Raw genomic sequence first — 15,131 nt, forward strand, 5'->3', positions numbered from 1 at the left:
TTGGCTCCTAAGAGATGTCGAAAGCGCGGTAGTAATTGCCATCGTCAAGCATGTTGAACAGGGAAAACGACTGCCCGTTGAAGCGGCCCGGATACGCCACCACCACGGGGATGTCGCCGAATGCGACGTGCATGTTGTCAAGCAGCGTGTGCACGCGCAGAAACGGGTAGATTTCGCCCACGCCGGTAAGCAGCAGCACGTCGCCGGGCTGGTGCGGCTCGTAGGCAAGCTCGGCAGCCAGCGCCTCGGGCGTGGCGATGCTGCGCAGGCGTTTCAGCAGGTGGTCGCTGCCGCGACGGGCTTCCTGCTTGGGCACGGCGGCCAGGATGCGCTTTTTCTCCAGCAGGCCCAAAAACGTGTCGTACAGGTTGCGCACTATCAGGTTGCACGGCAGCGCGCCGTTGGCCGATTCCGCTTCTAGCTGCGCGAAGAACTCGCGCGCCCGCAGCTCCAAGCTGGCGTCGTAGCAAAACGTGAAGAAGCCGATTTCGTTGCCCAGGCCGCGGTTGTGCAGGAAGTCGTCTTCGCCCAGGCGGGCACGCAGGGCCTCGCAGCGACGGGCGAAATCGTCCTGCGCGCGGGCGGCTTTCGAGTGCGCTTGCAGTGTGCGCGATGCGTATTGGTAACGCGACGGGACCATTTACATCGCCCCCATTCCGGACAAGCTGCGCGCAAGGTCGGCGTCGCCGTTGGCGCGCATTAGCTCCTCGACTTCGAAGTCAATCAGCAGCGGGGAAAGGTTGCCGGCTTTCACGGAGTCCAGCATGCCCACGCTGACCAGGCAATTCGACAGCGTGGATTCGATGCGCTTCACCGTGGATTCCGTCCACTTCGCCGCCTGCGTGTTTTCCAGCTGGTAGCGGGCGAAAAACGCGTTCATATCGGCCATGGTGAAGCTGTAGTTGAAGCTGCGCAGGCGCTCGGAGATTTCGCCCATCACGAACGCGCGCACCAGCTCGTAGCGCCGCACCATGGCGTAGAAGTCGACTTGTGCGGCGGCGTCGGGCGACCCGTGGGCGATGATTTCTGTGAGCCGGGCGGCGATGCTTTGGGGTTCGGCCGCGCTTGCGGGCGCGGCGGGCGGGATGACTGACTGGCCGGCGTGCGCGACGGGCTGATTGGCGGATGCGGGCGCGGCGGGCTGGCCGGCGGGTCGATTGGCGGCTGCATCGAGTTGGCCAGCTGATTCTGCAGCCGTTGCAGACTGGCCAGCGGACGCAACAGGTGCAGCGAGCTGGTTGGCGGATGTGGCAGGCGAGGCGACCGGCTGGCCGGCGGGTCGATTGGGTACATCATCAGCGTTTTCGAGCGCATCGAGGCGCTGTAAGCACACGCGAGCGCGATCAGCCAGCATGCGCTCGGTGCGGTATTGAAAGAGGTTTTCGCGCTGTACGCGCTGGATTATCTGGTCGTCGGGAACTCCCTGCGTGCGCAGGTCAGCGACGATGCGCAGTTCACGGAGCAGGAATTGCTCACGAGTGAGCGACCCCCCCCGCAGTGTATTTAGGTAGTGCCACGAATAGCTCCTCCTGTTGCGGCGCCGCTTGCTTCGGGCGCCGGCGCTTTCACCATACGTACCAATCCATGATAGCCGTTGCCCGCAATTTGCCAGAGCACAACAGCCGTCGACGCCGGATTATTCGGCATAAGCCATAGTCACCATACCGCCATTCCTAAAGCATTTGTTGTACAACAAATCGCGGCAAGACATGCGAACGTCATGACAGGGATTCCATTTTTGTGCGAAGTGGGAGCAACTGGCTCTTTGATTTCGCAACTGGCTTTTCAATTCCAGGCGAAAGAGGCCATTCGCCCGGAATTGCGTTCCCACTTCTCCGCTTTTCGGAATTCTTCCCCGGCAATATCCAGGTTGTCGAACAGCGGGCTTTCCCACTTCGCCGCCAAAGGAAATCCCTGCAACACTGCTCTTTCCCACTTCGAGCTCAAACGGAATCTATGCAGCACCGTTCATTCCCACTTCGCGCAAATTTGGAACCCGAGGAACAGTAAGCCACAAATTGGCCTCATATTTTGCGCTGAACCATTTACTACTTTGCCCCAGCTTGCAATCACCAGCTTCAAACCCCGCCTGTTGCGGGAGATTTCACGCTTCGGCGCGGCTGGCGGGCGCATCTGCGCCGGACGGGCTACAATAGCTGCGGTTCATCTGCGCCGCGTGCCGAACTTCGGCTTGCGGCGCCCAACGGCGACCCTACGCGCTTTCGTGACACCCACCGCGTTTACCGCATCCGATGCGCGAAACGCACGCTTGCGCAGGCCGTCGACCAGCAACAACAACCTCTGCAAAGGAGCAACTATGGAACGCATCGCTAGCTTTTCCGTTGATCATCGCCTGCTTGAGCCGGGTGTGTACGTGTCCCGCCGCGACGCCGACGAGGCCACCGGCTGCGTGACCACCACATTCGACCTGCGCATGACCGCGCCGAACCGCGAGCCCGTCATGGACACGGCCGCCGTGCACGCCGTCGAGCACCTGGGCGCCACGTTTTTGCGCAACGACCCCGAGTGGTCCAGTCGCGTCATCTACTTCGGCCCCATGGGCTGCCGCACGGGCTTCTACCTGGTGGCGTTCGGCACGCTGGAGTCCGCCGATGTTGCCGACCTGGTGCACCGCATGTTCGCGTTCATCCGCGAATTCGAGGGCGAAATCCCCGGCGCGAAGCCCGAGGAATGCGGCAACTACCACGACAACGACCTGCCGCAGGCCAAGTGGTGGGCGCGCCGCTACCTGGCGAACACGCTCGACGTGCTCGACGACGCCCACACGCACTATCCCGCCCTGCTGGACTAGCCTGCCGAGCAAAGGAACGAAACATGATCCAACCGATTAACAGCATCGGCATCATCGGCGCCATGGATGTCGAAATCGAGCTTATACGCGAGCACATGCGAGAGGTCGGCGCCGTGAAGGTCACGCGCATCGCCGGCATGGAGTTCAACGTGGGCGTCATCGGCGCCACCACCGTCGTGCTGGTTCAGTGCGGCGTGGGCATGGTGAACGCCGCCACGTGCGCGCAGGTGCTGGCCGACCGTTTCGGCGTGGGCGCGCTGCTGAACACCGGCATCGCCGGGTCGCTTGACGCGTCCATCAACATCGGCGACATCGTGGTGGCCACCGACGCCGTCAACCACATCATGGACGTGCGCAACATAGGCTACGCCGCCGGTCAAACGCCTGGCCTGGACACGCTTGCCTTCCCCACCAGCCCCGCACTGTCGAAGGCGGTCATCGCGGCGGCCGGGCGCATCGGCGCCACCGTGCACACCGGGCGCGTGGCCTCGGGCGATCGCTTCGTGCGCGACGACTTCGAGAAACAGCGCATCGTCGAGGACTTCGGCGCGAAGTGCTGCGAGATGGAAGGCGCAGCCATTACGCAAGTCGCCTGGGCAAACGGCGTGCCGGCCGCCATCGTGCGCGCCATCTCCGACAAGGCCGACGGCTCGTCGTCCATCGACTACCCCACGTTCGAAGCGCAAGCCGCCCGCAACAGCGCCGCACTTGTCATCAGCATGCTCGAACAGCGTGGATAGCAGGCACGCTGCACATGGTCAACTCCGCTAACAAACTTCCCACCATTGTCGATCCTGCCGTCAAGCTTGTGCGCGACGAGCGCGGGTTGGCCTTGGTGGGCGACGGCATGGAGCTTCGTTGCGACCTTGCGCGCATGCTGCCGCGCATCAAGCCCGGCAAGTTACAGCACGAGCTGTTGGTGAAAGCGGCGAAGGTGAAGGGCGCAACCGCGCCGCGCGCCATCGATGCTACGGCGGGGCTTGGCGAGGACGCGCTGCTGCTAGCGGCCGCCGGGTTCGACGTGCAGCTATATGAGGCCGACCCCGTCATTGCCGCGCTGCTGGCCGATGGCCTTGAGCGTGCTACCGCAAACGAGCAGCTAGCACCGCTTGTTGCGCGCATGCATCTCACTCAGGGCGACAGCGTTGCCGCCCTGCGCGCGCTGGCCAACGCCAACTGCGAACAGCCAGATTCGGAAGATCCCGCGGCAGGCGAGCTATCCGCAATCCAGCAACCCGTCTATCTGGCTACCAGCGAACGCGAAGCCACCGGCGCGCCGGCGTCCACCGCAGCACCCGACGTTATCTACCTTGACCCCATGTTCCCCGCGCGACAGAAAAGCGCGGCGGTCAAGAAGAAGTTCCAGCTGCTGCACCATCTGGAAGCGCCGTGCGCCAACGAGGAAGAGCTGCTGCTTGCCGCCATTGCCGCAAACCCGCGCAAGGTAATCATCAAGCGCCCCATCAAAGGCCCCTTGCTTGCCGGCATCAAGCCCGGCTATTCCATCAGCGGCAAAGCTGTTCGCTACGACTGCATCACGCCCGCCAGCATCAAGTTGTAGCTTCTCCGTACAACAAATCAAAACACCGCGAAAAGAGCGCTCATACGAGCGCTCTTTTCTTATGTCCAATCCTCTTCGGCCGCCGAAAGTCACATTTTCACCTGCGCATATATATTCCATCTATGTGTATTTACTCTATATCGGTTATTCCTATTCTGACCGCCAAAAAAGAAGGGCTGCCCGCCCGGACAGCCCTTCTCAGCCTCTTTCAGCCCCTAGTTATGCGCGTTCGCATACACCTTCATAGCCACCACGAACAACTCCCCCAACGGGCTTAAACCAAGCCCCCTCGGAAGCACATAGCCAATATGCATGCGTTCACCCGAGCGAATGGGAACCGCCGTGATAGCGCCTCTCTGCAGGAATTCCGGATAAATCCCGCTGGTGATGGTATACGCATCGGAATGCAACATAAAACTGGTGGCGAACCCTCGATCGCTCACCTTCACCGTTTTCGCCGAAGGCGCCCACAGCGGCTCCTCGGAAAACGCCGCCGACTCGTACGACCCCTGCACAAACGACAGCTGCGGATACGGCAGCAAATCCTCAAGCGACACGCTTTCGCACGACGCAAGCGGATGTCCGCAGCGTACGAGCACGTGCGGCACCGCCTCGAACAGCTCGAAGAATTCCAGCTTGTTTCGCTCAAGCAGACGCCCCACTGCGCCTTCGTTCGAACGCGACAGATACATCACCCCCATGTCGCTTTCGCAATTCGCCACATCTTCGATGATCTGCTGCGTTTGCGTCTCGTTCAGCATCAAATCATAGCGACCCGCATACACCTGCTGCATCACGTCCAAAAACGCGCGCTCCACAAACGTGAAATGGTGCGACGACACGGCGAAGCGAATACCCTCGGGCTGATTGCCCCCGTAGCGCCGCTCCAGGTTGTCCATCTGCTGCACCACGCGCCGCGCACGACCCAAAAACTCCAAGCCCTCTTTCGTGGGCGTGGCACCGGTGTTCCCGCGGGTGAATACCGAAAAGCCCAGCTCGCGCTCCACCACCGAAACAGCCTCGGACAAACTGGGCTGCGAAATGGAGAGCACGCGCGAGGCCGCAACCAACGAACCGGTTTCGGCGATGGTCAGCATATACCGCATCTGCTGCAGGGAGATTTTCATGCCACGTCCTTTACGGCCAAAAGCAAACATCTGATGAAGTCGAGTATACGGCATCCTGGTATCATTTCTCGAAGCACCACGGAGCACGCGCGCAAACGTCCCGCGCACGCAAGCTGACTCGACCATTGCACAACCTTGCGTAAAGTTACGGCGTTGCGCCACAACCGCGCAACTCCACGCAAACTGCGCCACCGCACCTGCCAGCGCGCCTACTACTATATAAAGGAGTACCCATGGATCAGATCATGCAATTCGCCGGCCCCGCCATCCCGCTTGTCATCGCCGGCATCGCCCTGGCTGTCATCTCCACGGTCAACAACAAGAAATAGCAAACGCCATCTTGCCGACGCATCAGCAAGATGCCCAACGGCATCGGAGCAAAAGGCCAGCAAGCCAAAACGCCCGCAAGCCCATTGCCGCCAAAACTCAGCACGCAAACACGAAAACGGGAGCGAAGCCAGGCGCACCGGCCAACTTCGCTCCCTTCGCTTGCGAAACACTTATCCGCCACGCTAATCGTGCGCCGCCTGGCCCGCACCAGGACAGCGTTTATGCAAGCCCCAGCCACACGCTTATTTTCGGCGCGTAACCCAGCACGAAAATCACCAGGATCATGGCCGGGATGCCATACTTCAGCCACAGGCGCGTCCAGCGCGGGAAGGCCACGCCTTCGCCCACGTCGGCTTCGGCCAGAAACTTCTCCCAACCCCAACCGCGGCGCGTTGTGCAGAACAGCACGAACAGCAAGCTGCCCAGCGGCAACATGTTGTTCGACACGATGAAGTCCTCGATGGACTGGATATCACCGATCGCCGGGATGGCCACGCCCGACAGCACGTTGAAGCCCAGCGCGCACGGCAGCGACAGTACCAGCACAAGGATGCCGTTGAAAATGACGGCACGGCTGCGCATCATGCCCCACTTGTCCATGGACCAGCTGACCAGGTTCTCGAACACGGCGATGACGGTGGACAGCGACGCGAACGCCATGAACACGAAGAACAGGCAGCCCCACACGTTGCCAAGCGGCATCTGCCCGAACACCACCGGCAGCGTCACGAACACCAGCGACGGCCCCTGATCAGGCGAAACGCCGTACGCGAAGCACGCGGGGAAAATGATGAGGCCCGCCAGGATGGCCACCACGGTGTTCAGCGCCGTCACGGAGATTGCCTCGCCCGTCAGGCTGCGCTCGCGTCCGATGCGCGAACCGAAGATCTCCATGGCCGCAATGCCCAGCGACAGGCTGAAGAACGCCTGGCCCATGGCGGCGTACACGGCCTCGCCGAACGTCGACCACCCGTTCGCGAACAGGCGGCTGAAGTCGGGCACCAGGTAAAACGCGATGCCCTCGGCGGCGCCCGGCAGCGTGACCGCGCGGATGCACAGCGCCAGCATCACCACGAACAGCGTGGCCATCATCACCTTCGTGATGCGCTCGACGCCTTTCTGCAGGCCCAGGCTACACACCAGAAAGCCGATGACCACGGCCACGATCATCCAGCCGATCAGCGCCACCGGGTCGGCCAGCATGCCGTTGAACGCCTCGCCGGCAAACGCGGCATCGGCGCCGTCGAACATACCCGACGCCATCTGCGGGACATACGCCAGCATCCAGCCGCACACCGTGGTGTAGAACATCATCAAGATCATGCAGCCGATGTAGCCCCACCAGCCGAACCAGTGCCACTTGCCCGACGGCTGCAGCTTATCAAACGCGCCGGCGGCCGAGCGCTGGCTGGCGCGTCCGACGGCGAATTCCATCACCATGACGGGCAAGCCCAAAATCACCAGGAAAATAAGGTACAGCAGCACAAACGCCGCGCCACCGTACTCGCCCGTGATGTACGGAAAGCGCCACACGTTGCCCAGACCAATGGCACAGCCGGCGCTGATCAAAATGAAGCCCAAGCGAGACGCGAAATGCTCGCGCGGTGCCGCCCCTCCCGATGCCTCTTGGGGCTTGTTCTCGGCCATAACGAAATCCTTCCCAACAAACGGCCACATTTGACCGCATTTCTCCACCCGAACAACCCGCGCGAAGCAGGTCAGGGCCGCAAAACAAAGCATCGCGCCCACAACATGCGGACGCGACGTTAGATTGTAGCACGAAAGGCTTACACATCACCGCAGCGCAAAAGCCCGGGCCAAATCACGTCCCAAACGCCAAATCGGGCTCCGAACGCCAAACCCTTCCCAGGCGCTGAATCGAGTCCCAAGCGCCAAGCCCGCCCCGAATACTAAATCAGGTTCCGGACACTTCCCGCACCAATCAGGCCGGCACCGTCGAAAGCCTCAAGCCGTTCCGCATGGCGCTGTGCGCCCCCGCGTTCGACGGGGACGACCAAATGCGCAGCACGTGGTCGACGTTTCTGGCGCGCAACGCCGACACGCCCATCGAGTTCGTCGAGGACCCGCGCATCCCCATCTGCTTCGTCACGCGCAACGACCGCGCCGGCGCGCGGCACCGCGTGGTGCAGAACTTCCTGCTGCACGCCATGGACCTGGTAAGCAACTAGCCGCTCGCAACACGCGGCGGCCGGCTCCTTCGCCCCTTCGCCGGTGCCGACGCTCACGCGCCGCGCGTTCATTCCGCGCAGATGCGCGCGGGCGCAACGCCTACCTTTATAATAGGTGCGACCATCCCCGTCGAAGAAAGACGACCGTGAGCACCACCGAACAGCCCGGCGCACCCGCGCCCAACCACAACAATCAGAAGAAAATCGCGCTGGTGAACGACATCACCGGCTTCGGACGCTGCTCAGTGGCCGTACAGCTGCCCGTCATCTCGCAGCTTGGCGTGCAATGCTGCGTGCTGCCCACGTCGGTGCTGTCGAACCACACGGGTTTTCCCAGCTACAGCTTACAAGATTTCACGTCGCACATGCGCGAGCACATTGCGCAGTGGCGCAAGCTGGGCCTGAAGTTCCGCGGCATCTGCACCGGCTTTTTGGGCTCCGAAGAGCAAATCGCCATCGTCAGCAGCTTCATCGACGAGTTCGGCGGACCCGACTGCATCGTGATGGTGGACCCCGTCATGGGCGATGAAGGCCGCCCGTACGGCACGTACACGCCGGCCATGTGCCAGCGCATGGCCGAGCTTACCGCGAAGGCCGACATCATCACGCCGAACCTCACCGAGGCGTGCATTCTGGGTAACATCCCTTACAACAGCGCCATGACCTGCGAAGATGCCGGCAAGCTGGCGCAAGCCCTGTCGGGCGCGGGCCCGGCGCGCGTGGTTATCACGGGCATCGAGCACGCAGGGCAGGTGTCGAACGTGTGCTTCGAGCGCGGACAGGCGCCCTTCACCGTGCAAACCGCCAAGCTTGGCGGGCAGCGCTCGGGCACGGGCGACGTGTTCTCCGCCATCCTTATCGCCGACGCCGTCAACGGCGTGCCGCTGGCCGAATCGGTGGCGAAGGCGTCGCACTTCGTGGGCGAATGCGTGCAGCGCGCCATCGAGCTTGACCTTCCGCACACCGATGGCCTGCCCATAGAGGAAAAGCTTCACGACCTGCGCTAACGTCGCGACGACAACAAGCTTAGCAGCGCCGCGGCCCGAAACGCACAGCAAGCCCTTCGCGGTGTCCGAAAGCCCAGCCGCTTCCCACGGGTGATACCATCAATGCGAAACGTTTTGGCAAGGCGGCCTGGCAAACGCCCTTCGCCGCCGCGCAACAACCATAGAAAGAAGACGAGCATGCCGAAAACGAAAGCCGAAACCATCGTGTACCCCGTGCACCACGGGCTGTACGTCAACCTTACGAACCGCTGCAGCTGCGCCTGCACGTTCTGCATCCGTCAAACCGCCGACGGCGTGGGTCAAGACGGCGAAGGCGGCGAGAACAACCTGTGGCTTGACCACGAGCCCGACTTCGACGAGGTCATGGCCGCGTTCGAAGCGCAGGACATGAGCCGCTACGAAGAGGTGGTGTTCTGCGGCTATGGCGAACCCACGTGCGCGTTCGACCTGCTCAAACGCGTGGCCGCCGAGGTGAAGCGCCGCTGGGAGCTGCCGGTGCGCGTGAACACCAACGGCCAGGGCAGCCTGATCTGCGGCCGCGATATCGCGCCGGAGTTCGAGGGCATCGTGGACACGGTCTCCATCAGCTTGAACACCCCCAACGCCGACGAGTACGCCGCCATCGTGCGCAGCCGCTTCGGCGACGCGGCGTTCCCGGGCATGCTCGACTTCGCCCGCGAAGTGCGCAAGTACGTGCCCAACGTCGTGATGACCACCGTGGAGACGACCATCAGCCACGAGGACGAAGCCGCCTGCCAGCGCATCTGCGACGAACTGGGCGTGCGCTATCGCATCCGCGCCTGGGTGAACTCGTAGAACCCTCAACCCCACCCCGCCATACCGACGACCGAACCTTCAAACCCCGATCGCTTTCTGCAGAATTCCTCGAAATCGTGCACCGCGCGGCCCGGCGCTGCCGCGCGGCTTTACCATCTCTTTACCTTCTCTTTACAAATGAAGGCATTAGATGGGAGTTTCTTCATGCACAACCGCACCACTTCGCGAGCGTCCGTCATTGCAGGCGGCATCTGCGTTGCGCTGTTTGCGCTGCTTACCGTAGCGCTGCTGACGGTCGACCGCCAGCCGATCGCCGGCGACGGCAGCCTTGTCGGCCTAGCAACCTTCAACCTGAACGCTCGGGCATTGCTCGGTCAGCACGACTTGGCCGAAAAGCTGTCGAACATCCTGCTTATCGTTCCCGCCATCTGCGCGCTGGCATTCGCCGTCGTTGGATCGCGTCAGCTTATACAAGGCCGGCACCGCTGGTCGGTCGACCGTGACCTGTGGTTGCTGTTGGCGCTTTACGGCGCCATGCTTGTGCTGTATGTCCTGTTCAATTGCGTATCGCCTAACAATCGGCCCATTCTGGAAGACGGCATGTGCGAGCCGTCGTTTCCCTCATCGCACACGCTTTTGGCCGTCACCATGCTGGGATCTTCCATGATGCAAATCGTGCAGCGCATGCGCGCCGGCGGCTTGCGTTCGGCAGCGCTTATCATTTGCGGCGTTGCCACGGCAGGAATCGTCATTGCCCGCGCCATGGCCGGCGTGCACTGGGCAACCGACATCCTCGGCGGCATCCTGCTAGGCACCGCATTGGTGGCGTTCTACCACGCCATAGCCTTCGCCGCCGAAAACCACAAAGCCGCCCGCGGCAAACACGCTCGCCTCTAGCAACCAAAACCTTCAAAAGCAAAGCGGGCGCGGTCTCAAACAACCGCGTCCCGCTTTTTCGTTTCTATGCTAGCGAACGCGCCGACAAACGCGCCAGCAGCCACCACCGCCAGCCGCGCATTCGCTTGAGAACACGAACCACTATTCCCAGTTCTTCCAGACGTCGGGCTCGTAGCCGACGGTGGCCTTCTTGCCGTTGCGCACCACCGGTTCGCGCAGCACCTGCTGGTTTTCCAGCACCTTCTCGAACTTCTGGTCCGTCGCCAAATACTGCAGCAGCGCCACGGTGTCGCCGTCTTTCGCATCGGGATTGATCAGCTTGTCAAGGCCGCCGACGGCGTTGGCCACCGACTGCAGCTCGCCTTTGCTCATGCCCTTTTCCTTCAGGTCGATGAACTGGAAGCTGATGCGACGCTCCTTGAAGTAGCGCTGGGCCTTCTTCGTGTCGAAGCTTTTCTTCGTGCCGAAAATTTGGATGTTCATGCAAGCGATCCTTCCGTTTGCCGTTGTTGCGAGCACTCATGATACGCCTGCACGACAGCTGTGCGTATGGCGGGCGCATCCGCCGCATCAAAACGATACGACACCGTCTGCGGCTGGGTCTCGTTGCCTGCCCGCGCCTGCTCGACGCGTACGAACACGCACTCCACCTGGGAATACCCCTGCTGCAACACCGCAAGCGCATAGCACGTTGCCTGCAGCAGATGCTTGTTGTGCAGCGCTTCGGCAGATTCTCCAGCCGTCCCGCCGGTCTTGTAGTCCACTACCAACGCCGTACCCGTCGGTGCAGTGGGCACGCCCGGCGCCGCAACGCGGGCAAGCAAGTCGATTTCGCCCTCAAGGAATGCTGGGGCCGCGGCGCTTCCCACCTGCAAGAAGAACGGCACTTCTGCGCGCACATCTTCGCAGGTTGCAACACGTGCAGCCACATCGCTGGCGAACCACCGCTCAAGCGCCACATCCAAGCGGGTATGTTGCGCCGCCGTCAGGCCGCACGAGCGCTCAAGCGCATGCTGACGAGCCGCGTCGGGACGCTCAAGCGCGCACCCCGGACGCCATGCCAGCACCGCCAGCTGCGCCAACCGGTGAAACGCTGTGCCCAAATCCGTTGCAGCGTCAGCATCTTTCGCGGTCAGCGACGCAGCGCCTTGCTTATCTTCAGCATCCCCGAAAACACCGGCGCCGTCATTCCGAGCGTCGCCACAAGCAACGTCCCCGCTCGATGCATCGGCACTTGACGCATTCACGCCCGAATCAACCGCAACCGCCTCGTCCTCATCGCTTTCCACCGACAGATCGTCGAATGCGCCATGCCCCTCGGCAATGGACGAGTAGCTGAACACGCCTGCGCGATCGGGCGCGAACCTCTTCCCGCGCTGCGGCTCGTAAGGCGGCACCGCCAAAATATCGATAGCCGAAGCGGACTGCGCATTACCAGCCCCTTCATCAGGCAAAACGCCATCAATCGCATCTCCATCAGCCGCGCACGCTTCGCGTGCGGAAGCTTTTTCCGCACGCGGCACTGCGCCAACAACGCAAGCAGCTTCAACGCTCTGCGCTGCAGTCGCACTCGCTTCGCCTGCAGCAGCGTTTTCGGCACTCGCCTTCGCGCCACCGCAGGCATCATCGAAACCATGCGCCGCACACGCGGCAGCTTCAGCACCCGCCGCTTGACGCCGCCCCATCAGCTGATCAACGTTTTCCGCCGACGCGTGCACGCATTCAACGCGCGCAGGGCGTTCGCCGCCGAAATCGAACATGCTCACGCCCGGCTCGAAGCAGCAGCCCGCGCCCGCAAGCGCCGACTCCACATCGCCCCAGCAACCTTTCGACAACCCCGTCGGGTTGTCCTTCGTGGCTTTTCCGCGCATGCAAAGCACCAGCGCCTCTTTCGCGCGCGTCAGCGCCACGTACAGCAGACGTCGCGCCTCGGCCGCCTCGCCGCGGTCTTCATGCAGCATGATGGCCGCACGACGGTCGGCCGGCGTTGCCGCACGTGTGACCATTTCGGCCAGCTCGTTTTCATCGAACTCGGAAAACGGCTGATAAGCGTTGCTTTTCGCCACCAGCGACGACGTTTTCTCACGCAGCCGTTCCAGCGTGCGCCCGCCATCAAGCGACACGTACGTGCGCCCCGCAACCGTTGCGCTCTCAAGCGCCGAAGAGCGCGCGGAGTCGTCGCGCAGCTCGGCCACGGCCACAATGGGAAACTCCAGGCCCTTGCTGGCGTGCACCGTCATGATGCGCACGAAATCGCCGCCTTCGGCAGACAGCGCACCCGGCGCCTCTTTTGCCAGCTCAACGCGAAGCGCCAGTTCGACAGCCACACTCGCCGGCCCCTTTGCGCCTTCGGCCTCGATATCGCGCGCCATGCGAATGGCCTTGTACACGTTGCCCGCGCGCGCCACGCCCTCGGGGCCGGCGGCTTCAAGGCGAGCCAGCCACCCCGAGTCGGCCACGATGCCCGCCATGATGTCGGCAAGCGGCACGTTACCCACCTGCTCGGATGCCCGACGCATCAAGTGCGCGCACGCCACCAGCGGCGCCGACACGTCGCGCCCCGCGGCAACCTTACGCTCGACGCTGCGAAACCCCTGGTCAAACGCACGTCTGCGCGGAATGCCGCGCTCCTCGTCGAAGCCGGTGGACAGCTCCAGCAAATCGTCGGCCGAAAGCGCGAACAGCTCGCTCGACAGCACCTCGAACAACGCCGACGTCCATTTCGGGTTCGCCACGGCCTGTGCCAAGCGCACCATCAGCGCCACCTCGGGCGCTCGGTTGAAAATGGAACCGCCCGCCACCACGCACGGCAGCCCTTCGGCACGCAGCGCCGCGGCATAATCGTTCGCACGGCTCATGCCGCCCAGCAGCACCACCATGTCGCTGTACGCATGTCCCGCCGCGGCGTATTCCACGAACGTACGCGCAACGCGCCGCGCCGCAATCGCGGTTGCCTCGTCGGTGGAAACCCCGCGGTACGGCACGCAGGTAACCTGCACCTCAACGCGCGGCCCATCCGGCAAAAACGGCCGCTTGACCTCAGCTTCCGCGCGTCCCGGCGCAAGCGACATGAAGCCAGCGCCGAACACCTGCGGCTGCGCGAACACGCGGTCGCACAGCGCCAACACATCGCGGTGGCTGCGGAAGTTGTCGGGCAGCTCGATGACGCCCTGCGCATTGCGCGCGCGCACGTCCTCCAAATGTCGGCGATACACCGACACGTCCGCCCCGCGGAACCGATAAATGCTCTGCTGCGCGTCGCCAACGGTGCACATGCGCGAGAAGCCCTCGCCCGCCATGCGCTTGATCATGTCCACCTGCAGCTGGTCGGTGTCTTGGAACTCGTCCACCATCACCAGCTTGAAGCGGTTCGCATACGCCGCCTCAATAGCAGGGAAATCGCGAAACGCCCGCGCCGTGAACGCCAGCAGGTCGTTGTTGTCCAAAAGCCCCGCCTCGCGTTTACGGCGCGCAAACGCCTGGGCCACCAGCCGCGCCAGAGCAACCAGCGTGTCCAGGTGCCCCGCAGCCAAGCCCGCCCGCGCCTGAGCAGCGCACGCGAAGTACTGTTCGGCCAGCTCAGCCGCCTGTTCGCCATAGGGCGTGTTCTTGCCGAAATTGCGCCCAGGCACCGGAAAGGCGTTCATGGCCGCAAGTGCGCGCTCGTACGTCAACGCAGCGGCAGCCCCCGATGCTATGAGCTCCTGCGCGCCGTCGAGCGCCTCTTGCGTGGCGCCTAAGAACTTGTCGCGCGTAGCACCCGGCTTCACGCCTTCTGCCAGGCAAAACGCCGTTTGCGCCACGTCGCACAGCTGCGAAAGCAGCGCCACCGGGCCCGTTGCGGCCGGCGGCAACGCCAAGGCCGCCATGCCATCGGGATGCGCCGACGACGCTTCCACCAGCTTGCGCACCATGCCCTCCACCGAAGCCGTGCGCGGCCCCGCAGAGCGCACAGCGAACTCCGAGAACAGCGCATCAAGGCGCGCAGGTTCGATGCCTTGCGCAACCGACACCAAGTCGTCCCGGCCGCCAAGCACCTCTTCAAGCGACGCATCAAGCAGCGTTTTCACCGTTGCCTCGTCTGCCACGGTAAACGCCGGGTCGATGCCCAGCTCAAGCGCGTGCGTGCGCAAAATCCGCGAGCACATGCCGTGAATGGTGGACACCCACGCGTCGTCCACCTTCAACGCCTGCTCGGTCATGCCTCCCGCGCGCAAAGCCCCCTTCACGCGCGATTTAATCTCGCCGGCAGCCTTCGACGTGAACGTGATGGCCAGTACCTGGCCGATATCGTCGATAAAACCGCTTTCCAGCGCATGCACGACGCGCCTGGTCAGCGTATATGTTTTGCCGCTACCCGCTCCCGCGCTCACCGCAAGGGGCGCGTCAAGCGTGTTCACGCACGCCGCCTGCCCAGCAGTCAAAGCCATG

Annotated in this window: 13 protein-coding genes; 7 read left to right on the forward strand and 6 right to left on the reverse strand. The window is 63.0% G+C overall.

Annotation, left to right across the window (positions count from 1 at the left end):
* Positions 1-7 precede the first annotated feature (7 nt).
* Both ET524_RS02385 and ET524_RS02390 read right to left on the reverse strand, forming a co-directional pair.
* On the reverse strand, positions 8-640 hold the full coding sequence (locus ET524_RS02385; protein WP_129423163.1) for a DUF1788 domain-containing protein: 633 nt from the start codon (positions 638-640) through the stop codon (positions 8-10).
* The gene (locus tag ET524_RS02390; RefSeq protein ID WP_330854442.1) at positions 641-1,612 is read right to left on the reverse strand and encodes a DUF1819 family protein; all 972 of its coding nucleotides are present in this window, start codon (positions 1,610-1,612) and stop codon (positions 641-643) included. It abuts the gene before it with no gap.
* A 705-nt stretch (positions 1,613-2,317) separates the two neighbouring features.
* Here ET524_RS02390 and ET524_RS02395 point away from each other — a divergent pair.
* The 3 genes from ET524_RS02395 to ET524_RS02405 are packed head-to-tail and all read left to right on the forward strand — an operon-like array spanning position 2,318 to position 4,373.
* On the forward strand, positions 2,318-2,812 hold the full coding sequence (locus ET524_RS02395; protein WP_129423165.1) for an S-ribosylhomocysteine lyase: 495 nt from the start codon (positions 2,318-2,320) through the stop codon (positions 2,810-2,812).
* Between the two features lie 23 nt (positions 2,813-2,835).
* On the forward strand, positions 2,836-3,552 hold the full coding sequence (locus ET524_RS02400; protein ID WP_201738617.1) for a 5'-methylthioadenosine/adenosylhomocysteine nucleosidase: 717 nt from the start codon (positions 2,836-2,838) through the stop codon (positions 3,550-3,552).
* Positions 3,553-3,566: 14 nt separating this feature from the next.
* Positions 3,567-4,373 (forward strand): class I SAM-dependent methyltransferase, encoded by an 807-nt coding sequence (locus tag ET524_RS02405; RefSeq protein WP_129423166.1) that lies wholly within the window; start codon positions 3,567-3,569, stop codon positions 4,371-4,373.
* A 215-nt stretch (positions 4,374-4,588) separates the two neighbouring features.
* Here ET524_RS02405 and ET524_RS02410 read toward each other — a convergent pair whose 3' ends face one another.
* Together ET524_RS02410 and ET524_RS02415 are read right to left on the reverse strand one after the other, a co-directional pair.
* Positions 4,589-5,500 carry a LysR family transcriptional regulator gene (locus tag ET524_RS02410; RefSeq protein WP_201738618.1) on the reverse strand — a complete coding sequence of 304 codons (912 nt, stop codon included), beginning with the start codon at positions 5,498-5,500 and terminating at the stop codon, positions 4,589-4,591.
* A gap of 549 nt (positions 5,501-6,049) precedes the next feature.
* Positions 6,050-7,477, reverse strand: a complete 1,428-nt coding sequence (locus tag ET524_RS02415) for a sodium-dependent transporter (RefSeq protein WP_129423167.1) — start codon at positions 7,475-7,477, stop codon at positions 6,050-6,052.
* 332 nt (positions 7,478-7,809) lie between these two features.
* On the opposite strand from ET524_RS02415, the gene ET524_RS02420 reads away from it, so the two are divergent.
* From ET524_RS02420 to ET524_RS02435, 4 genes are all read left to right on the forward strand, one after another.
* Positions 7,810-8,019 carry a hypothetical protein gene (locus tag ET524_RS02420; RefSeq protein ID WP_129423168.1) on the forward strand — a complete coding sequence of 70 codons (210 nt, stop codon included), beginning with the start codon at positions 7,810-7,812 and terminating at the stop codon, positions 8,017-8,019.
* Between the two features lie 146 nt (positions 8,020-8,165).
* Positions 8,166-9,026, forward strand: a complete 861-nt coding sequence (locus ET524_RS02425; protein ID WP_129423169.1) for a pyridoxamine kinase — start codon at positions 8,166-8,168, stop codon at positions 9,024-9,026.
* Between the two features lie 177 nt (positions 9,027-9,203).
* Positions 9,204-9,842 carry a TatD family nuclease-associated radical SAM protein gene (locus ET524_RS02430; protein WP_129423170.1) on the forward strand — a complete coding sequence of 213 codons (639 nt, stop codon included), beginning with the start codon at positions 9,204-9,206 and terminating at the stop codon, positions 9,840-9,842.
* A 165-nt stretch (positions 9,843-10,007) separates the two neighbouring features.
* Positions 10,008-10,700, forward strand: a complete 693-nt coding sequence (locus ET524_RS02435) for a phosphatase PAP2 family protein (protein ID WP_161566584.1) — start codon at positions 10,008-10,010, stop codon at positions 10,698-10,700.
* A gap of 141 nt (positions 10,701-10,841) precedes the next feature.
* Here the strand turns inward: ET524_RS02435 and ET524_RS02440 are convergent, their stop codons facing one another.
* On the reverse strand, positions 10,842-11,183 hold the full coding sequence (locus ET524_RS02440; protein WP_129423172.1) for an arsenate reductase family protein: 342 nt from the start codon (positions 11,181-11,183) through the stop codon (positions 10,842-10,844).
* The gene (locus ET524_RS02445; RefSeq protein ID WP_129423173.1) at positions 11,180-15,130 is read right to left on the reverse strand and encodes a UvrD-helicase domain-containing protein; all 3,951 of its coding nucleotides are present in this window, start codon (positions 15,128-15,130) and stop codon (positions 11,180-11,182) included. Before ET524_RS02445 ends, ET524_RS02440 begins: the two co-directional genes overlap by 4 nt.
* Position 15,131: the final 1 nt, after the last annotated feature.

The organism is Senegalimassilia faecalis (genome assembly GCF_004135645.1).
Classification (GTDB): domain Bacteria; phylum Actinomycetota; class Coriobacteriia; order Coriobacteriales; family Eggerthellaceae; genus Senegalimassilia; species Senegalimassilia faecalis.

What these genes read in the sequence shown, in the direction of transcription:
- ET524_RS02445 (WP_129423173.1), bottom strand. Translation starts at nt 15,130, where the DNA reads ATGGCTTTGACTGCTGGGCAGGCGGCGTGCGTGAACACGCTTGACGCG.
- ET524_RS02385 (WP_129423163.1), bottom strand. Translation starts at nt 640, where the DNA reads ATGGTCCCGTCGCGTTACCAATACGCATCGCGCACACTGCAAGCGCAC.
- ET524_RS02430 (WP_129423170.1), top strand. Translation starts at nt 9,204, where the DNA reads ATGCCGAAAACGAAAGCCGAAACCATCGTGTACCCCGTGCACCACGGG.
- ET524_RS02410 (WP_201738618.1), bottom strand. Translation starts at nt 5,500, where the DNA reads ATGAAAATCTCCCTGCAGCAGATGCGGTATATGCTGACCATCGCCGAA.
- ET524_RS02395 (WP_129423165.1), top strand. Translation starts at nt 2,318, where the DNA reads ATGGAACGCATCGCTAGCTTTTCCGTTGATCATCGCCTGCTTGAGCCG.
- ET524_RS02415 (WP_129423167.1), bottom strand. Translation starts at nt 7,477, where the DNA reads ATGGCCGAGAACAAGCCCCAAGAGGCATCGGGAGGGGCGGCACCGCGC.
- ET524_RS02435 (WP_161566584.1), top strand. Translation starts at nt 10,008, where the DNA reads ATGCACAACCGCACCACTTCGCGAGCGTCCGTCATTGCAGGCGGCATC.
- ET524_RS02420 (WP_129423168.1), top strand. Translation starts at nt 7,810, where the DNA reads ATGGCGCTGTGCGCCCCCGCGTTCGACGGGGACGACCAAATGCGCAGC.
- ET524_RS02400 (WP_201738617.1), top strand. Translation starts at nt 2,836, where the DNA reads ATGATCCAACCGATTAACAGCATCGGCATCATCGGCGCCATGGATGTC.
- ET524_RS02440 (WP_129423172.1), bottom strand. Translation starts at nt 11,183, where the DNA reads ATGAACATCCAAATTTTCGGCACGAAGAAAAGCTTCGACACGAAGAAG.
- ET524_RS02405 (WP_129423166.1), top strand. Translation starts at nt 3,567, where the DNA reads ATGGTCAACTCCGCTAACAAACTTCCCACCATTGTCGATCCTGCCGTC.